Here is a 21,712-nt window from a genome sequence, read left to right as displayed (position 1 = left end):
TTCGGGCTCAGGCCGGTGTCACGCGGCACAGCGTGGTCTTGGTTTCCTGCATCTGGGTCACCGAGTCATAGCCATACGTGGTGGCGGTATTGGTGGAATCACCGCGCACGTAGGGGGCTGCGCCCTCGGGGTACCGATCGATGAGGTCCTCGCCCTGGAAGTGCCCACCGAAGTGGAACGGCGTGAACACCGTGCCGCGACCGACACGTTGCGTCACCAGAGCCTTGACCCGGATGCGACCGCCCTCCGGCCCCTCGAGCCAGACCATTTGTCCGTCCCGCACCCCGGCGTCGTTGGCATCGGCCGGGTTGATCTCGACGAACATGTCCTGCTTGAGCTCGGCAAGCCAGGGATTGGAGCGGGTCTCTTCACCACCGCCCTCGTACTCCACGAGACGTCCGCTGGTGTGGATCAGCGGGAAGTCGCCGGAGTAGTCCTGGGCCTGGATGGACTCCCAACGTGTGGGCAGCCGGTAGAACGCCCGGCGGTCCTCGTAGGTCGGGTAGTCGCTGACCAGGTCGTAGCGCGGCGTGTAGAGCGGCTCACGGTGCACCGGGATCGGGTCCGGGAAGTTCCAGACCATGCAGCGGGCCTTGGCGTTACCGAACGGGGCCAGCCCGTGGTTGATGGCCACCCGCTGCAGCCCGCCGGAGAGGTCCGTCTTCCAGTCGCGACCTTCGGCCGCGGCCTTCTCCTCGTCGGTGAGCTCGTTCCACCAGCCGAGCTGGCGGATCATGTCGGCGGTGATCTCCGGATAGCCGTCCTCGATCTCCGACCCCAGGGAATAGGAGCCCTCCGCCAGCAGGTTCTCGCCCTCGTACTCGGTGCCGAACCGGGCACGGAAGGTGAGCCCGCCGTCGGCCACGGCCTTACTGGTGTCATAGAGGTTCGGCGTACCGACATGGCCCATCTCCGCGGTGCCCCAGCAGGGCCACGGCAGGCCGTAGTACTCACCGTCCAGCTCGCCCCCCTTGGCCTGAAGCGATTCCACGTCGAAGGTGGCCTGGTTACGCATGTGCGCCTTCAGCCGCTCCGGACTCTGCCCGGTGTAGCCGATGGTCCAGGTGCCGCTGTTGATCTCCCGCAGCACGTCCTCGACGTTGGGCTCTTCGCCATGATCGATGGAGATGTTCTTGAACATCTCGTCGGCGAACCCGAGCTTCCGTGCCAGCAGGTAGGCGATAGTGTGGTCGGGCTTGCCCTCGAACAGCGGCTCGATCACCTGATCACGCCACTGGATGGAGCGGTTGGAGGCCGTCACCGAACCGCGGGTCTCGAACTGGGTGCAGGCCGGCAGCAGATAGGTGTTGTTCTGCCGCTCGCCCAGCACCGCCGTCACCGTCGGATAGGGATCGATGACCACCAGGAGATCCAGCTTCTCCATGGCCTCCTTCATCTCCGGCCCGCGCGACTGGGAGTTGGGGGCGTGGCCCCACATCATCACCGCGCGGATGTTGTCCTTCTGGGAGATGTTGTCCGGATCCTCGAGGACGCCATCGATCCAGCGGGACACCGGGATGCCGACGTTGTTCATGGGCTTGATGGTGCCGCCCTGGCCATCGTCGTATTCGCCGTCGTCGAACCGGCCGACCAGGTAGTCGTAGTCCACGTCCCAGACCCGGGCCCAGTGCTGCCAGCCACCCTCGGAGAGCGGGAAATAACCCGGCAGGATGTGGGCATTGGGGCCCACATCGGTGGCGCCCTGCACATTGTCGTGACCGCGGAAGATGTTTGCCCCACCGCCGGTCTTGCCGATGTTGCCCAGCGCCAGCTGCAGGCAGTTGTAGGCGCGAACGTAGTTGTTGCCGATGGTGTGCTGGGTCCCGCCCATGCACCAGACGAAGGTACCGGGGCGGTTCTCCGCCATGGTCTTGGCAACTTCGTAGAGCGCCTCCTCGGAGACACCTGTCACCCGCTCGACTTCATCCGGGGTCCACTTGGCCACTTCCTCGCGGACGCGGTCCATGCCCCACACCCGCTGCTGCAGATATTCGGTGTCTTCCCATTCATTCTCGAAGATGTGCCAGAGAATGCCCCAGATCAGCGGCACGTCGGTACCGGAACGCATGCGGACGTAGATATCCGAATGCGCCGCGGTCCGCGTGAAGCGGGGATCCATGACAATCAGCTTGGCACCCTTCTCCTTGCCGCGCAGGATCATCTGCATGGACACCGGATGGGCCTCGGCGGCATTCGACCCGCACATGACAATGCACTTGGAGTGGTTCATGTCGTTGTACGAGTTGGTCATGGCGCCGTAGCCCCAGGTGTTCGCAACGCCGGCCACAGTGGTGGAGTGGCAGATGCGCGCCTGGTGGTCGACGTTATTGGAGCCCCAGAAGGCGGCAAACTTGCGCTGCAGGTAGGAGCCCTCGTTGCTGGCCTTGGACGAGCCGGCGAACCAGAGCGTGTCCGGACCGGACTCCTCGCGAAGCTCCAGCAGCTTGTCGCCGATCTCTTCGATGGCCTCTTCCCAGGTAATCCGCTCCCAGCGCCCATTGCGCATGCGCATGGGGTACTTGGTACGCCGGGTGCTGTGACCGTGGTTGCGCAGCGACGCGCCCTTGGCGCAGTGCGCCCCCAGGTTCAGCGGGCTGTCCAGGTTGGGCTCCTGGCCGACCCAGACGCCGTCCTGCACCTCGGCGATCACGCCACACCCCACGGAACAGTGGGTGCACACGGTCTTCACCTCGGTGATGTCACCCTGCGGATTGTAGGGCCGCGCCGCATGGGCCTTTTTGACCATCGACGTCGGCAGCATGCCGGCCACGGCTACGCCACCCGCCGCAAGCCCGGTCCCCTTGAGGAAGGTGCGGCGATTGATGGCCTTGCCAAGCAGCCCTGATGCGGGGGCGGCCCCGCCGGTGCTCTGCTTCTTAACCAATTTCATGGTGTGTTCTCCTCACTCCGAATCCCGTTTGTCGCCGCAACGCTTCAGAAGTCCGCGCGCTGGTAGTAATCACGGATGTGCTTGGTCTCGTGGTAGCCCGCTTTGCCTTCCGTCTCGCGCGGGGCTTCCGCCGTGTCCGTTTCCGCCGCGAAGGCGCCACCGGTGCCGGCGGCAAATACGGCGGCGCCGCCGGTCATGGCCACACCCCGCAGGAAACGCCGGCGCGAAGCATCGGCCTTGAAGTCGCCGTTGGTCTTGCTCATGGTCTGCTCCTCTCTCACGCTGCCCTGGCACGGAGTGCCCGGTCCGGAAGTCCCGTTTACACGGGCATCCGGTAGTATTTCGTTTCAAGATCCATAAACTCGGCGCCCAACAGCCCCACGGGGCGGTAGAACGCAGCGGACGCCGCTTCCTGCACGTCCGTAAAACAATCTTTCAGCCACGGCTCCAGGTGTGCCTGGAAAAACGCCTGCTCCCGGTCAAAGGAGACATCGTCGGCGTTGATCAACAGCGCCATGGTTTCCAGAAGCGCACCGGCGTGGTCTTCGGGCTCCTTGACACCCCGGTGGCGTTCCACGCCCAGCGCCTTTAGGGACTGGCGCAGCTCCACCAGAGGCCGTTCCATCAGCGAGCCGGTGAGGTACCAGGAGGCGTAGGGAGTGATTTCCCCCTGCGACACACCGATAAACACGTCGCTATACTCCTGGCGCACTTCCGCAGGATCGGCACGCTGGGCCGCCACTGCCACGGCGGACCACGCCTTGCCAATACCGTCACTGCCTTCCTCGCCACCGGCCGTGGACAGCCGCTCCAGCAGGTCCCGCGCGGGCGGCCCCGCCATGAGCGCACCCAGCACGCCGTAGGTGCCGACGCGCAGGGCATCCTCGTGGCTCAGGCGTGCATTGGAGGATGATTCAGCCATGCGATCTCCCGTTGATCCTTTCGCTCATGCGTTGTCCATTTCCGCGGCATACATGTCCTTCACCCGGCAGTCACCGCACATCTTCAGCCGCCGCCGCTGTTCCTCGGTTTCGAACATGTGGTGTCCGTCCAGCCGGCTCAGCATCCGCTCGATGGTGCTCGGCGTGGCGAAGGGCTTGCCGCAGCTCACGCAGCAGAACGGTTCTTCCTCGTTGACAACGCGGGTCTGCCGGCGCTGCTCCCAGTCGGCCAGGAAGCGCGGCTGCAGCGTGATAGCATCTTCCGGGCAGGCCGTCTGACACAGTCCGCACTGGACGCAGAGATCTTCGGTGAAATTCAGCTGCGGCTTGTCACCGGCATCGGTCAAGGCCCGGGTCGGACAAACCTGGGGGCAGGCCATGCACAGCGTGCAGGCGTTCTCGTCCACCAGCACCTGGCCGAAAGGTGCGCCGGCGGGCAGATCGAAAACCGCCTTCGCGGCGCCGCCGCTGACATCACGCAGATGGTCCAGCGCCAGGCGCAGGGTGCCGCGCTTTTCGTTGAACGTCTCAAAGGTGGCGGCAGGCAGCGCACGGGGCACGCTGACACATTCCGACGCCGTCGGCAGCTCCCCGTAGCGCATCTGGATCCGGCCGGTGTCATGACCGAGCCCTTCCAGCAGGGAACGCGCGAACAGCAGCTGCGCCTCGAGTTCGCCACGCACGGTGGGCGGCACCTGGGCATGATCGAGAAGCTCCACTCGCGCCGCCCCGTAGGCCAGGGTGGAAAGCCAGGTGTCCATGCCCACGGAGCCGACCTCTTCCACGGCGAACGGCAGCACCTGCTCGGGCAGCTCGGCAGCCCCCTCGCGCAGCAGATCGAGTCCGTGGCTACTGTCGTAGAAAAGGACGACGGGATCCTCGCCGCCGCCATCGCGAAAGCGGGCAAGCATGGTGCGCACTGCGGACAGCGTATCCCTGGGGCCCGGATAGGCGTAGATAATTGCACCGGTGGGACAGGCTGTCGCACAGGTACCGCCGCCCTGACACAGATAGGGATCCACCTCCACCATATCGCCGATGGAACGGATGGCGTCGGTGGGACAGGCGTCCAGACAACGGGTACAGCCGGTGAGACCGCTGTCACCGTGAGCGCAGATATCCGGGCTGTAATTGAAGAACCGCGGCTTCTCGAACTCCCCGGTCATTTCCGGCATTTCCGCCAGCGCCCGCTCCAGCGCCTCGGCATCACCCCGGGGCGCGTAGTAACCGAAGGGTGGCAGGTCCATGCCCAGAGCCGGCTCCCGGCGCAGGTCCAGGACCAAATCGAAGTAGGGATGATCGTCGTTGGTCAGCGCGGCGAGGTCCAGATCTTCGCCCTGAGGCGTCTCCAGGTGGACACTGAACCGCCCGAGATGTCCCTGAAGCTCGGTCGCCTGCCCGTACACGAGCCGCACGTGCTGCTCGTCCTGCTGCGCGGCCCGGGCTCCGTCCGGCAACTCGCCGGGGGCCGGCGCGTCGGCAAGCACGGTGCAGTGCAGATGCCCGCGCAGACGGTCCGCGCACTCCAGACCGTCGACGGCAGAGCCGACAATGAGCACATAACCCGCTGAGCGATAGCCCACCAGGGACGTCGCTTCTGCCTCGTGGGCAAGCACCGCTTCCAAGGCAGCGCGCCGGGCGGCACCGGCAACGCCTGCATCGCGCAGCGCCAGGGTCGGCAACATCGACATCTCGTTAGTCATTCTCCTCCAGGCTGTAGTCGCCCTTATTGTGATCTGTCTGCAGTTTGAATATGCATGCTGCGTACCAATTCAGACGGCACCCAGCGGGAACGTCGCAGGCCTGAGGCACCCGCTCCCGGGGATCAGCGTAGAAACAGTGTTATACGCCCCCTCGGGAGCCTTGTGACTCCTCCTCACGGGCCTCCTCTGCATCTTCGGCGCCGGACTCCGGCGGCCTCTCACCACCTTCGACGGGACCATTTGATACAGAATGCCGCGACCCACCTGGGTCATTGTGACCCAGGTCGTCCGATTCCGGGGCATCATCCGACGCCTTATCATGACGCTCAACGCCGGCCTGCCGGGCCTCCGCATCCTCGCGGGCACTGGCCTCCAGGGCGTCCTGGCGCTCTTGGGCGCGATCCAGCTCCCGTTTCACGGCCCGGTGCATGTCGTGGGTCACGACGTTGCCGAGTTTCTCGTAGTTGGTGAAATCACCGGAATACTCCGCCATGAGGTCCACCTTGTTGAATTTGGCGGAGTGCCACAGCGTCCGAAGCGCAGCCAGCCGGACGGCCTGACTGACGCCCTTGGCAAAAAAGGCGCTGACGTCGGAGTCCGCACTCAGTTCCGATAGCGCCGGCATGTCGTCATCAGTCAGCTCATCGAAGCGCTTGCCGGTACGCGGATCGATGCGGGCATCTCCCTGGTCATCGGGCGCTGCGTCCGCACCTGCGGCATCCTCCGGGGCCGGTCTCGCCTCGGCGTGATGCTCCTGCGCTTCCTCCACGTCGTCCCCATGCACCTTGCGCCGGGACCAACGCTGCAGGAAACCAACGGCACCACCGTTTTCGTCGTCGGTAAGGGGGCGATCCGTCATCGCATTACTCCTCCCGCCGGCGTTTACCCTTGGGCTTGCGCGGCTCATAGTGATCCAGCACGAACTCCTCCAGCCAACGGTAGATTTCCGGTGGCATGGGCGCCTGCACCACATGCTCATGGGAATCCCGCAGTTCCGGCGCGTCGAGTTTCTGCGCCTCGTCCATGCTCAGGGTGACGAGGAACGGCTGAAACTCACCGGGCGCGGCATAACGACCAACCACGAACACCGCCGGAGGATCATTGCGGATGTTGAGCGCGTAGTCATCCACGTAACGCTTGCGCAGGTGCAGCCGGAAACCTTTCCACAGGTAGAGGCGCAGGCCTTCACCATCCCGCACCAGTTCCTGCTGCGGTTGCGCCGCTTCAAAGCGGGCGCCGGAGAGGATGCCGTCGACCCGGGAGCGCCACTGACCGTCGACCTGCTCCGAGGCCATCATCAGCCCCACTGGAATGGACGTCACACCATGATAGGACGCCGGTTTCGCGCCTTCCTGCAATGAATTCATTGAATGCCCTCACCGCACGGTCTTTCCAGCTATTCAATGCAAGCAGGGTGCCATCGCCCCTCATCCGGGCGCCACGTCGGCCAGGCCTCTGATTCCCTTCGTCCAGGAGGACCGTCCGCCGGTCGCGACGCGTCACACCTGCGCGTCGGCGAACGGAACCATGGCGACACAATGCACCAATCCCCTTCGCCACTGGGTCATTTCATCTCGCACTCGCCAGTTCACCGGTACCACCGGGACAGCCACCTCCCCATGCGCTGTGGCTTGTCTGGCCGCCATGCGGCCAGGCGCCCCGAGGGCACGGTTCTTGAATTGCCCCGCACCATGCAGGCGTGCGGCGCCACGCGCACGCTGCTCAGCGGCTCCCCGTTCAGCGGTACTGGCGAGGCCAGGCAGGAGGTCCCATGAGCCCTGAATCCACCGGGCACCCCGCAGTTGACTCGCGGCAACCGGGCACTGCCGTAGAACCGCCCCGTTTCATGAACGTTCACGAGACGGCGGCCTATCTGCGACTGAACGAAAAGAAGATCTACGCGCTGGCCGGCGAGGGTCGCCTGCCGGCCACCAAGGCCACAGGCAAGTGGCTGTTTCCCAGAGACCTGGTGGATCAGTGGCTGATGGAGTCCAGTTACGGGGGGGTACTCACCGACCGCATCGCCGTGGTCGGTGGCTGCGACCCGCTGCTGCGTTTTGTCAGCGAGGCGGTCACCGCCGCCACCGGGGACCAGGCACTGATCTGCTACACCGGCACCGGGACGCGCCAGGGTCTGTGCCAACTGGCCCGCCGCCGGGCGGACGTGTGCAGCATCCACTGGGGACCACTGGCAGAAAGCCACCGGCGGCATGCCGCGCTACTGCGGAGTCACCCGCAGCACCGGGAATGGATCCTGGTTCGCGCCTTCGCCCGCGAGCAGGGACTCATGGTTCGTCCGGACGCACGTTGCGATGCAGAGGAAGCCTTCGCAACCCTGGAACGCTGGGTCATGCGCCAGGACGGCTCCGGCAGCGACCGTTTTCTGCTGGATGCCCTGGCGGAACGCGGCTTGAACAGCGCCCATGTCCGCGCCCGTAGCCACCATACCGCCCTTTCCGAGAGCGAGGCTGCGGCACGCGTCGCCGCGGATGAGGCGGATGCGGCGCCGGGGAGTCGGGGCGCCGCCATAAGCCACGGCCTGGCCTTCATTCCCCTGGGCTGGGAAGCGGTGGATCTGGCCATGACGCGGGGAGTCTACTTCCGGGTTCTTCTTCGCCGGATCCTTGAGACCCTGCTGGAGCCGGCCTGCCAGGAACGGGCACGGGAGCTGGGCGGTTACAGCTTCGGTGACAGCGGCCACCTGATCTGGGCCGCGTGACCTCGTGCTCTGTCTCACAAGCGCCGGCCATTACTACTAACCTTGAAGGTTAGTAACCGTTCAGGAATCCTCGCCCAGCTGCAGCTGCCCGGAAACCGTGTGCTTCAGCGCCAGGCCGTCCACTTCCAGGGTCATGCGAATCCCCAGATTCTCATCCCCGCTGAGCGAGCCGCTTTCCAGCGCATGCTCCAGGGCCCGCTCAATCTCCTGCTGGGAGGTGACCCCGAACTGCTTGAGGCATTTCCGGATCTGCACATTCAGGGCATCATCACTCATCATCTACTCCGCTGGCCATTAGCAACCATTCAGGTGTTACACGCGCATCATGAACGAAAGCGATCACACAGTTCAAAACGACCAGTCCTGCCAGAGCGATCACGATCCCCAGTCCCTGTCCGTAGACGCCGCCTGGGCACGCATCAGCAGTGAGATCCAGGCCGTGCGCGGCGTCGAACAGGTCGCGTTGCGTAACGCGCTGGACCGGGTGCTGGCACACGACATCCACTCCCCGGTCAACGTCCCCTTCCACGACAACTCCGCCATGGACGGCTACGCACTGCGCGGCGCCGACATCCCCGCCACCGGAACCAGCGGATTGCGCTGCGTCGGCACCATTCTGGCGGGCCAGGCCATGGAGACCACCCTGCAGCAAGGCGAGTGCGTGCGTATCATGACCGGCGCCCCGATCCCAGCGGGTGCGGACACCGTGGTGATGCAGGAGAACACACGGGTCGATGGCGACCAGGTGGTGATTACCGCAGGGGAAACGCCTGGACAGAACGTCCGCGCCGCCGGCGAAGACTTGCGCCATGACGCTGTCGTGCTGCGCCGGGGCCAACGCGTACGACCGGCGGAGCTGGGTGTGCTCGGCAGCCTGGGTCTGGTCGAAGTGCCGGTGTACCGGCGGGTGCGGGTGGCCTTCTTCTCCACCGGCGATGAACTACGCACCGCCGGCAGCACCCTGCGCGCCGGCGAGATCTACGACAGCAACCGCTACAGCCTCTACGGCATGCTGCAGCATCTGGGCGTCGAGGCCACAGACATGGGCGTGGTCAGCGATGATCCGGACACCATGGAGCGCGCCTTCGCCGACGCGGCATCCTTTGCCGATGCCATTATCACCTCCGGTGGTGTCTCCGTGGGTGAAGCAGACTTCGTCAAACAGATCATGAACCGGCTCGGCAAGGTGGGCTTCTGGAAGATCGCCATGCGCCCCGGCCGCCCCCTGGCCTTCGGAACCATCGGTGAGGCGCGCTTCTTCGGCCTGCCGGGCAATCCGGTCTCGGTGGTGGCCACCTGGTACCAGTTCGTGCAGCCGGCCCTGAAACGGCTCATGGGCGAGGAGCCGGAACGACCCACGGGCTTCCCGGTCCGTGCCGGCGAAGAGCTGCGCAAGCGTCCCGGGCGCACGGAGTTCCAGCGCGGCATCCTGCAGCGCGACGACCACGGCGAACTGTTCGTCACATCCACGGGCAGCCAGGGTTCGGGAATCCTCAGCTCGGTGAGCCGGGCCAACTGCTTTATTGTCATCCCCCACGACAGCGGCAACGTCCCCGCAGGCGAGTTGGTGGAAGTACAGCCGTTCGAGGGAGTGATGGCGTAAGGCGGTCGTGCCGGCCGGTCAGGCGCGGCGGATACCTTTCCCCCTCTGGCCACCGGCGACGGCAGGCAGGACGGAAATCACTTCGCCGCCCTGGAGCGGGGTGTCCAGGCCGGCCAGCGCGTTGAGATTGCGTTCGCCCACGAACAGGTTCACGTACGGCCGCACCGCACCCTCGGGGGTCAGAAGCCGCTGACCCAGGGCCGGATACCGCCGCGCGAGTTCCACCAGAATCTCGCCCACTGTGGCACCGCTGACCGTCAGTTCCGCCTGGCCGTCCGCGTGGGAGCGCAAGGGCGAGGGAATGCGTACTGTTACTGTCGTCATCGCGATCCTGGTGCCGTGTCATCGTTTGCCGCGAAACGCAGCACCGCTTGCCTGAACCGTCCGCCATCCAGGCGCCAGCCACGCACGTCCGGCGCCTCCCCCCGCGGGCGGCCGACAATGATGTACAGCCAGCCAGGCCAGGCGTCACGCTCGTCGGTGACCGAAGGCACTCCGGCGGAATCCGGATGGCTGTGCCAGATTCCCAGCACGGTCAGCCCCCGATTCTCGCACTGTTGCTCGGCGTGCATGTAGTCCAGTGGATCCAGTGCGTAGTGCTCTTGCGGCGAGCCGGAGCAATTCCGTAACCGAGCCAGCTCATCGACCCTGTCACCACGACCCAGCAGCAGGCCACATGCCTCTTCAGGCCAGCTCGCCCTGGCATACTCCAGAAGCTGGTGCTGAAGTTCCGGCTTGAGCACCACGTCATTGTCACCCGGGTTTTGCCGTTTTCCGACCTGGCGCCCCGGGGGCGATCCTGCAGCATTGCTCATACTGGTATGGTACCAGCTCGCCATCGCAGGCAGGCGCCGTTTCTGGTGCAATACGAACCGTTGTGAACATCACATCGAAGGCAACCCGGGGAGAACCATGCGCCACACCGCACCCGATGGCGGCACGCGAGTCGTGCTGCTGGTGGGCACCCAGAAGGGACTGTTTCGCCTTGAGAGCGACCCGCACCGGGAGACATGGCGCATGGAGGGGCCGCTGATCGCCGGCTACGAAATCACCCACGCCTGGCTGGATCCACGCCGCCCCGGGCGGGGCTATGCCGCGGCCAATCACCTGATCTGGGGCGCCCACGTCTACCGCACGGATGACGACGGGCGCCACTGGGAGCCGTTGCCGCAGCCGCCGATGCACCCGGTGGGGGAACACGACTCTGCCCTGCGTGCCGTCTGGCATCTGGCTCCCGGCCCGGCGGACGACCCCGACATGCTGTACGCCGGCATCGATCCCGCGGGGCTGTTCTTCAGCACCGACGCCGGCAACCACTGGGCCGGAGTGGACGCGCTGAACCATCACTCGACCCGTGCCCAATGGGAGCCGGCCAAGGGCGGTTTCTTCGTCCACTCCATCCAAGTGGCAGCAGACCACCCGCGGCGTCTGTTTGCGGCCGTCTCCGCCGGCGGTGCCTACCGCAGTGACGATGCCGGCGCTACCTGGCAACCCATCAATCGCGGCGTCCGCGCGGAACACCTGCCCGAGGAATGTCCGCACACCGGGCACAACATTCACCGCCTGGTGGCCCATCCAAGGAACTCCGACCGCCTCTACCGACAGTGTTACAACGGCGTCTACCGTAGCGACGACGCCGGTGATTCCTGGACTGAGATCTCCGCCGGACTGCCCAGCGACTTCGGCTACGTTGCGGTCACCGAACGTGATGCGCCGGATTCCCTGTACGTCATCCCCATCGACAGCAATCACCTGCGCACCGCCGTGGATGGTCGCCTGCGCGTCTACCGCACCGGCGATGCCGGTGCCAGCTGGACGCCGCTCACCGACGGCCTGCCCCAGCAGCACGCGTACGTCACGGTGCTGCGGGATGCGATGGCGGTGGATGATCTGCCTGAGTGCGGAGTGTACTTCGGCACCTCCAGCGGCCACCTGTTTGCCAGCCGCAACCGCGGCGAGAACTGGCAGCCCCTGACCGCCTTTTTGCCGCGCATTCTCTCGGTCCAAGCCCGGGTTGTGCCGGAGGGGGACCAAAAATGACGGTACAGCCGCTGCTCGAGGCCCTGAACGCCGAACGCGGCATAGTCTGCGCGGTTGGCGCCGGCGGCAAGAAGACCCTGCTCTATCATCTACTGCAGCACCACCCCGGGCGCACGGCGATGACCGCTACGGTGTTCACCTATGAACCTCCGCGGCGCCTGGAGGCAGCCCTGATCGTGGACAGCGAGAGCAATCTGCGAGAGCGGGTGCCAGGCCATCGGGCCAATCGCGTTCTCTATGCGCAGCCCTCGGACAAGGCCGGGCGCCTGGCCGGAGTCAGCGCCGAAACCCTGACCGCCATCCACCGCGCAGGTGAATTCGACCTCACGGTGGTCAAGGCTGACGGTGCCCGCATGCGCCGCATCAAGGCCCCGCGGGAGGACGAACCGGTGATCCCCGCCGGTGCCGACGTGGTGCTGCTGGTGGGCTCGGTACACGCCCTGGCCCGCCCGGTGAACGAGCGAATTGCGCACCGGCTGGAGCAGGTCCTGGAGGTCACCGGCATGCAACAGGAACAGCTCCTGACCCCGGCCACCATGGCGCGCCTGTTTACTCATCCGCAAGGCCTCCAGCGCGGTACCGAGGGCGTCACGGCAATCCCGGTACTGAACATGGTGGACGGCGACGTGGACCTGGAGGCGGCCCGGGCAGTGGCCCGGCATATTCTCGCCGGCAGCGACCGCTTCGACCGTGTGGTGCTCACCAGTCTCCGTCACCCGGGACTGCTGGTGGAGACAATCCGTCGGTAAAACCGTGCGGGCGCAGCTGGGGGGAGACGAAGCTGTAGCGTGGACCTTCAGGTCCACCTTCTCCCGACATGCAAGCCAAGGCGGCACATCGATGCCCGCAATGGTGGACCTGAAAGTCCACCCCACTTCGCCTCCAGCTCTGCCTGGTGCTCCTGCGAGCACAATACGGACAGCCAACGGCAACGTCCCGTCCAGCGCAAGCCACGACCCGGGTTCGCCGGGCAGCGAGAATCACCCCATCGGTGGAGCCGGTCGCCTCAGTGCAGGCGATCCGGATCGACGTCCAGCGCCTCCAGGTGGCGGCGCAGCTTCTGCAGCTTCGGGGAGATCATGCCCAGGGTTCCTTCGGCGGCGGTAATGGTCTGCTTCAGCAGTTTGCGCGCCTCGTCCTTGCGGCCGGTTTCCCGGAGCAGGCCCGCCAGCCGGGTCACCGCATTGATGTGGTCCATATTGTCCCGACCCAGAACCCGGGCGGTGCGTTCCACGGCGTCGCGGAGCATGGGTTCCGCCTCGTCCAGCCGTCCCTGCTCGGCATGGAGACCGGCCAGTTCGCAGAGCGTCATCAGGGTATGGGGGTGGTCCTCACCCACGAGTGCACGCCAGGTCGCGAGATTGCGCCGGTAGAGCTGCTCGGCCTCGCCGAACTGGCCGGTTTCCCGGAGCAGATCAGCCAGGTTGTTGACACTGGTGGCCGTCGCCGTGTGTTCCTTGCCCACCACTGCCTCCCAGTTGGCCACGGCACGCCGGTACAGGGGCTCGGCGTCGTCGTAACGGCCCATGGCGTCCTTCACGCCGGCCAGATTGTGCAGGCTGGAGGCCGTATCCACGTGCTCTGCACCAAACAGCTCCTCGCGGACATCCAGAGCCCGCTGGAACAGCATCTCGGCGGTGCGGAAATCCTCCCGGGCATCCATGACCGCGCCCAGGTTGTGGGCCGCCGCCGCCGTGGCCGCATGCATGGCGCCGAACACCGCCTCGGCGATGCCCAGTGCCCGTTGATAGAGGGTTTCCGCCTGGTCGAAATCGTGCTCGGCATAGACCGTGCCCGCGAGATTGTCCAGGCACGCAGCGGTGGTGGGGTGGGCATTGCCGTAATGGCGCTCGGCGATTTCCAGCGCTCGCCGGAAACAGGGTCTCGCGGCGGCGAAGTCATTGCGGGCCTTGAGCACGGCGCCCAGATTGTGCAGGTAGGGAATCAGCCCCGGGGCCCGCTCCCCGAGAGTGGTCTCGCGGGCCGTGAGACCGGCACGATACAGCTCTACGGCAGCATCCAGATCACCCTGCTCCTCGTACCAGGTGGCCAGCTGATGGCGGCTGGTGCGCGTCTCTGGATGGTCTTCACCCAGAGCTTCACGGCGCAGGGCCAGTGCCTGCTGCAGCGGCTCCAGTGCCGCTGCAGCCTCGCCCTGCTCAGCAAGCCAGGCGCCGCGCGTCGCCAGCACCCGGGCATGCAGCGCCGGCGGCAAGCTCGACGTCAGCTCGTGAAGCGCGTTCATGAACGGTGACAGGTCGCCATCCAGGCCGGCCTCCCGGAATGCCGCGCAGAGACCACAGACCAGATCCGCAAGAGTTTCGGCATCCAGCTCTTGCCGCCAGGGGCGCAGGCATTCCGCGTACCACGCTACCAGCTCGGCATCGGCGCCCCAGGCGCGCCAGTAGTGCCACAGATCCAGGCGGTCACGCTGGCGCAGGAGCGCCTGCAGGAAGGCGGGATCGGCCAGCACATGGGCCAGCCGCTCCCAGTCCCGGGCCGCGGCCAGTTGCCAGGGCAGTTCGTCCAGGCGCCGCTCCGGTGCCAGGTGGGCGGCAACCAGCCCGGCAACCGCCTCGTGAGCCGCCTGGCGATCGGCGCCATCCGCCAGCAGCGATTTGCGCACAGCGTCGCGCACGTCGACGCCGGCCAGTTGGAGACGCTCTTCGGCGCGGTAGATTGCCGCCCCCGAAGCCGGCGCCTGATACCCCGCCGCCTGGAGTTCGTCGGCAGTGAGCCCCCGGCGGCACGCCCACAGCAACCGCAGCGTCTCTGGTGTCACGCCGTCGGGGAGCTCCTGCCTGCCGGCAACCGCCTCGGACAGCACCTCTGTCTGCCAGCCGCGCTGGCGCATCTGCGTTACGGCAGGGGCGTTCAGCGCCACACCGAGGACAATGCGTACCCCCGGCGGCAGATGCGCCGGCAGCCAGTCCAGTGCCTGTTCAGCGTCACCGTCGGTGAGCCGGTCCACGTCCGCCAGGACCAGCATCAGCCTCGTCCTTGCCGCTGCCCGGGCCAGCCAGTTGGGCAGTAGCTCCCGGCGGGCCTCCGGATCCGCCGGCAGGGGATCCGGCAGCGCGGCCACGTCACGGAGTCGCAGCAGCAGGCGTTCCACCAGCCGGTCGGTGAGCCGGCTTTCGCCGGTGCAACCCACATAGTGCGTGAACAGCACCACCTCGCGGTGCTTGTCCCGGTAACGACGGGCCCAGGCGGCCAGCAAAGCCGTGGTGCCGTCACCGACGACCACCAGTGGCGGATCCTGCCGCGCGGCATGCCGGTTCAGTCGCCGTAACCACGCCTTCGGTGGTTCATCCGCGGCCAGCAGCGCTTCATAGGCGGCATGGTCCGCCCGGGTGCGGGCCTCCACGTCGGGAGCGTCTGCTCGCTCAGACATCGGCCCTGCCTCCCGGCGTCAGTCGCCCTTCTAACTGATCGCGCTCTTCAGGTGTGTTGATGTTGAGAAATGCCTCTTCGCTGTCGGAGAAATCCGCCCGCGCCACCGCATGACGCCCGTACCAGGCGTCGATCTTGCGCCCGCCCTCTTCCAGGAAGCCCTGGAGGTCCGGCAACAGACGCCGTGGCAGCAGGGCGAAGACCGGCTGCATCCGCCCGGCACCTTCGGCCACCGCCAGGTCCGCCCCCTGGGCCTGGAGGGCAGCGGCCAGCCGGGCGACAAGATCCTGCGGCACCAGCGGTGAGTCGCAGGGCACGGTAACGCACCAGTCCGTGGGCGCCGCTGCAAGCCCCGCCGCCATGCCCGCCAGGGGGCCGGCGAATTCGCCGAAGGCGTCCGCCACCACCGGACAACCGCGCGTCGCGTAGTCTGCATGGTTGCGGTTGGCGTTGACCACCAGCGCCTCGGTCTGCGGACGCAGACGCTGCAGGACGTGGTCCACCATGGCGATGCCGGCCACCTCCAGAAGCCCCTTGTCGGTTCCGCCCATGCGCGTAGCCCGACCACCGGCAAGAACCACACCGGTGACCGGACCGGGATCCGTTGAATGCATCTGTCGTTTGCGCCTCGCCCGTGGTGAAACGTCGATCATATCAGCCAGCCACGGAAAACAGGGACCGGTAGCGGGTGACTCCGGGGAGCTGATGAACTAAACTGGCGCGCGATGGGTGAACAACTGCGTCACAACGCACCAGATTTCGAGACAGTGGTGCATTTCGTCTCAAACGAACGGGCGTCCTGCACCGGCGACGCCACCCCGACACACGCTGAAGCCCGGAGGGTATTTCCTGCGTGAATGAACCCGTGAACGATGTGATGTCCGGCACCAGAACTCAGGATCATCAAAAGCCATCTCGACAGCTGGCCGCGCTGGTGGTGGATGACGACCACAGCATCCGCGATTTCATGCGTTTTGCCCTGGCGAAACGCTGCGCCTTCATCGAGGTCGCCGACAGTATCTACAACGCGGAGGCACTGCGGCAACGCTGCCACTTCGACGCCATCATCATTGATGTGCGCATGCCTGACCGCTCCGGCGTGGACTGGGTACGGTCGCTGCGAATCGCAGGGGTCACAACGCCGGTTGTCCTCATGACGGCGTATCCGGAGGACCTGGATTCCCGGGACGCAGCCGAACTCACCAACGTGCGCTTCATTTCCAAACCCTTCTCCATGGACCAGATGCTCGCCGCAGTGGAGGACTGCCTGGAAGCGCCGACGCCGGCGGCACCCGCCTCCCCGGCGGACAAGCCCGCCCGCGGACTGGAAGGCATCGTCGGCCACAGCGAAGCCATGCGCGGCCTGTTGAGCCTGATACGCCGCGTGGCATCACGGTCCACCACGGTGTTGCTCGAGGGCGAATCGGGAACAGGCAAGGAGGTAGCTGCACGCTGCCTGCACTATTTCAGTGGCCGCACGGGGCCCTTCGTGCCGGTGAACTGCGGCTCCATCTCGCCGGAACTGCTGGAGAGCGAGCTGTTCGGCCACGTCAAAGGTGCATTCACCGGCGCCACCCAGTCCCGGGACGGGCTGTTCGTTCACGCCAACCGCGGCACACTGTTCCTGGACGAGATCTGCGAGATGCCCCTGCCCATGCAGGCGAAGCTGCTGCGGGTCCTGGAGGAGCGAACCATCCGACCGGTGGGATCCGAGAGGGAGTTACCGGTGGACGCGCGCATCGTCACTGCCACCAACCGGCAGATTGCCGACGAGGTTGCCGCCGGCCGTTTCCGCGAAGACCTTTACTACCGGTTGAACGTGCTCGGTCTGAGCCTGCCCCCCCTGCGGGAGCGGCGACCCGACATTCCGCACCTGGCGCAGCGCTTCGCGGAGGATCTCTCTCACGAGCTCTCGCTGCCGCCGTTGCGCTTCACTGACGAGGATCTGCAGCGCCTGCAGCAACATCACTGGCCAGGCAATGTCCGCGAACTGAAGAACCTCATCGAACGCGCGATGCTCCTGAACCGACAGGCGGCCGAATGCCTCGATCAGACGCGTATCGATGCCCCGATTTCCCTGGGCGAGAGCCACAGCGACCTTGGCTTCCCCGCCGACATGCCCCTGGCCGAGGTGGAAAAGCAGCACATCCTCAAGGTGATGCGCACCACCCAGGGGAACAAGTCCGAGGCGGCGCGGCGCCTCGGGGTCTCCCGCAAGACGCTGGAGCGCAAGTTCAAGGCGTGGGATGAGGCGCCTGAACCGCCCGGCGACGGAACACCTCACCATGACCGAGGATGAGCCCCTGCAGCAGGCCCTGCGGCGGGCGGCCCTGCGCCTGATCACCGCCAGCCGGGGGCGCTCGGAAGTGCTGGACCGCTCACTGGACACTCTGCGGCAGACTTTGCGTGACGACCAGGCCACACCGGAAGCCATCGATGCGGCTGTTCGCACGCTGGAAAGCGGGCTGCTCGCCCTGGATGACACCGAAGAAGCGGACGCTGCCGCTGAGCTTGACGCCGGTGACGTGCCAACGGCCCAGAACGGTGAACGGGCACAGGCCGATACCCGGACACCGCCGCGCTCGGGGAGCGTGTGGCAGCGCTGGTTCGGCAAGGCTGGCGCGCCCAACAACAACGCGGCTGCGGCAGATACCTCGCTGGAACGGTTTCGCCCGCCACTGGACACCATGACCACGCGCCTGAATCTGCCGGCACCGTACCAGGAGCGGCTGGATGAGCTCAGGCGGATCCTGGCGGAGGCCGACACGGTGGAGGAACTCGCTGGCTGCCTCAACCGCCTGGCAGACGTCCTGGTGAAAGCCAACGAGCGCGAGACGGCCGAACTGGAGGCGTTCCTGGTGCAGTTATCACGCCGGCTCGCCGACCTTCACGCCGTACTGCGGGCAGACGACGGTGAGGCCCTGGAAGCGGATGCCGACGAGCAACGGCTGGACCAGGCCGTGCAGGAACGCGTGCACTCCATTCAGAACGCGCTGCGCGACACCGGGGACCCCCGTCAGGCGCACCGGATCATCAGTGCCGACCTGGACTCCCTGGTCCAGGAAGTCACCTCGTACCGACAGTCCCAGGGATCGCGACGCCAGCAGGCCCGGGAGCGTCACCAGGCGCTCAATGCGCAGCTTGAGGCGACAGAGCAGGAAACACTGCGCCTGCGGGAGGCGCTGCTGGAAGAGCAGACGCGGGCTGAACTGGACGCGCTGACGGGCATCGCCAACCGGGCGGCATTCGATCGCAGAATCCAGGAGGAGGCGACCCGCTCGGCGCGATACGGATCACCGATGAGCCTGTTGGTGGTGGATATCGACGGCTTCAAACCGGTCAATGACCGGCACGGCCACGCCACCGGCGACGTCGTCCTGACCCAGGTGGCCGAGCTGCTGCAGGGTCAGGTCCGGCAGGCGGACTTCGTGGCCCGCTACGGCGGTGAGGAGTTCGCCTTGATTCTGCCGGAGACGGCACGGAGCGCCGCCAACAGAGTCGCCGAGAAACTGCGCAGTGCCGTCGCCGCAGCGCAGTACGGCCACGGGGAAGCGCAGGTTCCCGTCACCGTGTCGGTGGGTGTCGCGGAACTGGGCCAGGGGGAAGCCTGGCAGTCCCTGTTCACCCGCGCCGACCGCGCCCTCTATCAGGCCAAGGGCGACGGCCGCAATCGCGTGGTCTCGGGGGACTGAGCGCCGGCGACACGTATCAAAGCCGCCAGCGGCGGGAGACCCGACGCCCTGTCAGCGCCGGGGGACGTACAGGTCGCCGTCCAGGCGGGAATAGTACGAGGCCACGTCGCGCAGATCCTGCAGCGACAGATCCTCCACCTGCCCCTGCATCACCGCATTCTCCCGGGTACCGTCCTTGTACTCCCTGAGTGAGTGGAGCAGATAATTGCCGTACTGGCCGGCAATCTTGGGCCATTCCGGATTGCCCAGGGACTCGTCCACCGCATGGCAGGCCATGCACTGATCTTCGGCAATCCGCTCGCCGGCCGACGGGTCACCACGATCGATGGCAAGGGCAGCGCCAGAGGTGACCAAGGCAATGGCGCCAGCAGCGGTAGCAAGGGTGTATTTCATCATTGTTCTCTGCGGTCCGTAACTGGAGTAGTCCATGCAACACTCGTGTCGCCTAGCGCTCCTGGGCGAAGAAGGCGGCGATGTCACGCATATCCTGCTCGGTCAACGTCTGCGCCTGCGCCCGCATGGTGGGATGCGGCCGCTCCCCGTCGCGATAGGCCTTGAGCGCATCCACGAGGTACTCCTCGTACTGACCGCCAATCTTGGGAACGCGATAGGACGGGTAGGCGTTGCGCGCGCCTTCCACGGCATGACAGCCCATGCAGGTGGTGGCCAGGGTCTCGCCGACCACCGGATCACCGCCCTCGTCCGCCTGCAGCGAGCCCGCCATTGCCAGCGCGCCCAGCGCCGCTCCGAGAAACAGGGTGTTGAGTCTCATCAAGTGCTCTCTTGTTCTGGATCTGATTCGGTCACGGCCCCGACGCCGGAGGCTGCCCCGTGCCAGCGCCGAAACAGGTCGCTATCTTTCCACGATCGGTCACGCCGGTAAAGCGGACCCGAAAGACGCCCCGAGTATACCCATTATGGCGTCACGGAATCCAATCGCCCGGCCGCGAACAGGTCACCCGCTCAGCGGACCTGAAAGCCGGCGGGCGGCTCTTCGTCCACGCCCTCCTGCCAATCCACACTGTCGACGCGTGCTCCCTGGGGCCCTACGGCAACCCACTCGCGGAACACGGCCAGGCTCCGGTCATCGCCGCAGGCGAGGATGCGGACACGGCCGTCGGGCAAATTCCGGGCGTAACCACGCAGACCCAGCCGCCGCGCCTCCTCCTGGGCGCTCCCGCGAAAGAACACGCCCTGCACACGCCCGGCGACGTGGCACAACACACAGCGCTCGCTCATGTCGACATCCCCTGCAGGCGAACACTGAACCATTCGCGCGAGCCTCGGCGGGAATCATTCAGTGTGTCCCATGCTCATCCTTCTCCGACTTTGCGCTCGGGGCGCTCGGGCAGTGTTTCAGCCCGGGCGTCCCGCCCCCGCTCCAACTCGAACAGCTCCCGCACCGGCCGGTCAAGAATGTCCTCGATACGCCCCACGGCCTCGCGCAGGGTGCGTGACAAGGCCCGGTTCCAGGCATCCCGGTCGCGCAGGCGCGCGGGCACGTCCGCCAGCACGAACGGGTAATCGCGGTACAGATCCAGCAGTGTGTATGTGGACGGGTCCCGGGCCAGCACCCAGCCGCCCTCCTCCGTACGACGGATGGCGCGGGTGGTCTCCAGCGCCTGGAGCGCCTCGGCAATGGCCGCCTCGGTGGCATCCGGCTCAAGATCCAGCAATTCCTGGCGTGACAGGCCGCGGCCGTCCTGCTGCGCCCGCCAGAAATCGCCGATCAACCGCACCGCCAGCACCAGCGCCAGGCGCGGATCGGACAACGATTCGGCGCGGCCTTGACGATAACCGGCAATGGCCTGGGTGAACTCGGCGCCCAGGAGCACCACCACCCAGCAGAGATAGATCCAGATCAGGAATATCGGCAGTGCCGCCAGGGCGCCGTAGACTGCCTCGTAGGTAGGCACGTTGGTGACGAAGGCGGCGAACCCGCGCTTGGCGACCTCGAAGAGCAGTGCGGCGAACACCGCTCCCGCCAGCGCATGCAGCACCGGCACCCGGCGGTTGGGCACGGCGGCGTAGAGGAACGTGAAGGCCAGGACCACGCCGACGAACGGCGCAATCGCGAGCAGCCGCTGTTGCACGGCACCAACGTCCGCCAGATCGGTAAACTCCGCCAGCGCCACCAGATAGGACGACAGTACCAGGGAACTCGCCACCAGGAACGGACCCACGGTGATCACCGTCCAGTAGACCATGAAACTCTGTATCGGCGAGCGTCGCTTGGCCACCCGCCAGATCCGGTTCATGGCCTTGTCGATGGCGCCCATCATGAGAATCGCGGCAGCGGTGATGCCGATGAGGCCCACGGCGGTCAGCCCGGCGGCGCGGTTGGCAAACTGCTGGATGTAGTCCTGGACCACCTCGCCGGACGCAGGGACCAGGTTATCGAACAGCCAGTCCTGCATGCGGCCGCTGAAGGCCTCGAAAACGGGGAATGCGGTCATCACCGAGAAGACCACGGCGAACAGCGGCACGATCGACAGCAGCGTTGTGTATGCCAGCGTCCCCGCGCTGTCCAGACACCCGTCCTGAAAGAATCGCCGCACCACATGGCGCAGGAACCCGGTCACCTCGGCACCGCTGTCACGCACAGCGTTCAAGAGCCGCTCACGGTCCGGAAATCGCTCACTCATGCGTCCGGCCACTGCCGTCCCTCCCCTGCATCGCCCCCGACACTGCCTCGCGCCCGATGGTCTGGCCCCGACACGCGGGGATCTGG

At 66.3% G+C, this 21,712-nt stretch carries 21 protein-coding genes; 6 read left to right on the top strand and 15 right to left on the bottom strand.

Translation table 11 applies throughout. The annotated features are described in order from the left end of the window. Nucleotides 1–7: 7 nt before the first annotated feature. From KU884_RS05755 to KU884_RS05730, 6 genes are all read right to left on the bottom strand, one after another. Entirely contained in the window at nt 8–2,890 is a 2,883-nt protein-coding gene (locus KU884_RS05755) for a molybdopterin-dependent oxidoreductase (protein WP_167781723.1), read from the bottom strand. A gap of 44 nt (nt 2,891–2,934) precedes the next feature. After that, entirely contained in the window at nt 2,935–3,153 is a 219-nt protein-coding gene (locus tag KU884_RS05750) for a twin-arginine translocation signal domain-containing protein (protein ID WP_167781722.1), read from the bottom strand. A 56-nt stretch (nt 3,154–3,209) separates the two neighbouring features. Continuing rightward, on the bottom strand, nt 3,210–3,812 hold the full coding sequence (locus tag KU884_RS05745; RefSeq protein ID WP_167781721.1) for a molecular chaperone: 603 nt from the start codon (nt 3,810–3,812) through the stop codon (nt 3,210–3,212). 24 nt (nt 3,813–3,836) lie between these two features. Next, nucleotides 3,837–5,534 (bottom strand): 4Fe-4S binding protein, encoded by a 1,698-nt coding sequence (locus KU884_RS05740; protein WP_217351425.1) that lies wholly within the window; start codon nt 5,532–5,534, stop codon nt 3,837–3,839. Between the two features lie 139 nt (nt 5,535–5,673). After that, nucleotides 5,674–6,393 carry a DUF3306 domain-containing protein gene (locus KU884_RS05735; protein WP_167781718.1) on the bottom strand — a complete coding sequence of 240 codons (720 nt, stop codon included), beginning with the start codon at nt 6,391–6,393 and terminating at the stop codon, nt 5,674–5,676. Nucleotides 6,394–6,397: 4 nt separating this feature from the next. Then, nucleotides 6,398–6,901 carry a DUF3305 domain-containing protein gene (locus tag KU884_RS05730; RefSeq protein WP_167781717.1) on the bottom strand — a complete coding sequence of 168 codons (504 nt, stop codon included), beginning with the start codon at nt 6,899–6,901 and terminating at the stop codon, nt 6,398–6,400. Nucleotides 6,902–7,305: 404 nt separating this feature from the next. Here KU884_RS05730 and KU884_RS05725 point away from each other — a divergent pair, with 404 nt between their 5' ends. After that, nucleotides 7,306–8,253, top strand: a complete 948-nt coding sequence (locus tag KU884_RS05725) for a helix-turn-helix transcriptional regulator (RefSeq protein WP_167781715.1) — start codon at nt 7,306–7,308, stop codon at nt 8,251–8,253. A 60-nt stretch (nt 8,254–8,313) separates the two neighbouring features. Here the strand turns inward: KU884_RS05725 and KU884_RS05720 are convergent, their stop codons facing one another. Continuing rightward, nucleotides 8,314–8,529: a DUF6494 family protein gene (locus KU884_RS05720; protein ID WP_167781714.1), complete on the bottom strand. Its 216-nt coding sequence runs from the start codon at nt 8,527–8,529 to the stop codon at nt 8,314–8,316. A gap of 49 nt (nt 8,530–8,578) precedes the next feature. On the opposite strand from KU884_RS05720, the gene glp reads away from it, so the two are divergent. Next, nucleotides 8,579–9,856: a gephyrin-like molybdotransferase Glp gene (glp, locus tag KU884_RS05715; RefSeq protein ID WP_167781713.1), complete on the top strand. Its 1,278-nt coding sequence runs from the start codon at nt 8,579–8,581 to the stop codon at nt 9,854–9,856. 18 nt (nt 9,857–9,874) lie between these two features. Here the strand turns inward: glp and KU884_RS05710 are convergent, their stop codons facing one another. Then, nucleotides 9,875–10,180, bottom strand: coding sequence for a MoaD/ThiS family protein (locus tag KU884_RS05710; RefSeq protein ID WP_167781712.1), 306 nt, complete (start codon nt 10,178–10,180; stop codon nt 9,875–9,877). Then, on the bottom strand, nt 10,177–10,671 hold the full coding sequence (locus tag KU884_RS05705; protein WP_167781710.1) for a Mov34/MPN/PAD-1 family protein: 495 nt from the start codon (nt 10,669–10,671) through the stop codon (nt 10,177–10,179). The genes KU884_RS05710 and KU884_RS05705 overlap by 4 nt, the downstream gene beginning before the upstream one ends. 97 nt (nt 10,672–10,768) lie before the next feature. Between KU884_RS05705 and KU884_RS05700 the strand changes: the two genes are divergently transcribed. Both KU884_RS05700 and yqeC read left to right on the top strand, forming a co-directional pair. Beyond that, the gene (locus tag KU884_RS05700) at nt 10,769–11,896 is read left to right on the top strand and encodes a hypothetical protein (protein WP_167781709.1); all 1,128 of its coding nucleotides are present in this window, start codon (nt 10,769–10,771) and stop codon (nt 11,894–11,896) included. After that, complete coding sequence (gene yqeC, locus KU884_RS05695; RefSeq protein ID WP_167781708.1) at nt 11,893–12,645, top strand: selenium cofactor biosynthesis protein YqeC; 753 nt, start codon at nt 11,893–11,895, stop codon at nt 12,643–12,645. The genes KU884_RS05700 and yqeC overlap by 4 nt, the downstream gene beginning before the upstream one ends. Nucleotides 12,646–12,902: 257 nt before the next feature. On the opposite strand, the gene KU884_RS05690 is transcribed toward yqeC, so the two are convergent. Further along, entirely contained in the window at nt 12,903–15,290 is a 2,388-nt protein-coding gene (locus tag KU884_RS05690; protein ID WP_167781707.1) for a tetratricopeptide repeat protein, read from the bottom strand. Then, nucleotides 15,283–15,840 carry a molybdenum cofactor guanylyltransferase MobA gene (gene mobA, locus KU884_RS05685; protein ID WP_254432188.1) on the bottom strand — a complete coding sequence of 186 codons (558 nt, stop codon included), beginning with the start codon at nt 15,838–15,840 and terminating at the stop codon, nt 15,283–15,285. The genes KU884_RS05690 and mobA overlap by 8 nt, the downstream gene beginning before the upstream one ends. 302 nt (nt 15,841–16,142) lie before the next feature. Here mobA and KU884_RS05680 point away from each other — a divergent pair, with 302 nt between their 5' ends. Both KU884_RS05680 and KU884_RS05675 read left to right on the top strand, forming a co-directional pair. Beyond that, nucleotides 16,143–17,588: a sigma-54 dependent transcriptional regulator gene (locus KU884_RS05680; RefSeq protein ID WP_217351423.1), complete on the top strand. Its 1,446-nt coding sequence runs from the start codon at nt 16,143–16,145 to the stop codon at nt 17,586–17,588. Then, nucleotides 17,575–18,981, top strand: a complete 1,407-nt coding sequence (locus KU884_RS05675; protein ID WP_167781704.1) for a diguanylate cyclase — start codon at nt 17,575–17,577, stop codon at nt 18,979–18,981. The genes KU884_RS05680 and KU884_RS05675 overlap by 14 nt, the downstream gene beginning before the upstream one ends. A gap of 51 nt (nt 18,982–19,032) precedes the next feature. Here KU884_RS05675 and KU884_RS05670 read toward each other — a convergent pair whose 3' ends face one another. The 4 genes from KU884_RS05670 to KU884_RS05655 all read right to left on the bottom strand — a co-directional run bounded on the left by KU884_RS05670 (nt 19,033) and on the right by KU884_RS05655 (nt 21,626). Next, nucleotides 19,033–19,410, bottom strand: a complete 378-nt coding sequence (locus tag KU884_RS05670; protein ID WP_254432187.1) for a cytochrome c — start codon at nt 19,408–19,410, stop codon at nt 19,033–19,035. 16 nt (nt 19,411–19,426) lie between these two features. Further along, nucleotides 19,427–19,753 carry a cytochrome c gene (locus KU884_RS05665; protein WP_174813715.1) on the bottom strand — a complete coding sequence of 109 codons (327 nt, stop codon included), beginning with the start codon at nt 19,751–19,753 and terminating at the stop codon, nt 19,427–19,429. A 191-nt stretch (nt 19,754–19,944) separates the two neighbouring features. Next, a complete protein-coding gene (locus KU884_RS05660) occupies nt 19,945–20,220 on the bottom strand; it encodes an acylphosphatase (protein ID WP_167781702.1) in 276 nt (91 codons plus the stop codon). Between the two features lie 74 nt (nt 20,221–20,294). Further along, on the bottom strand, nt 20,295–21,626 hold the full coding sequence (locus KU884_RS05655) for a virulence factor BrkB family protein (RefSeq protein ID WP_167781701.1): 1,332 nt from the start codon (nt 21,624–21,626) through the stop codon (nt 20,295–20,297). Nucleotides 21,627–21,712: the final 86 nt, after the last annotated feature.

It is taken from the genome of Aquisalimonas sp. 2447 (assembly GCF_012044895.1).
Lineage (GTDB): Bacteria > Pseudomonadota > Gammaproteobacteria > Nitrococcales > Aquisalimonadaceae > Aquisalimonas.
The sequence above is the reverse complement of the archived record's forward strand: the minus strand, read 5'-3'. Positions and strand labels throughout refer to the sequence as shown.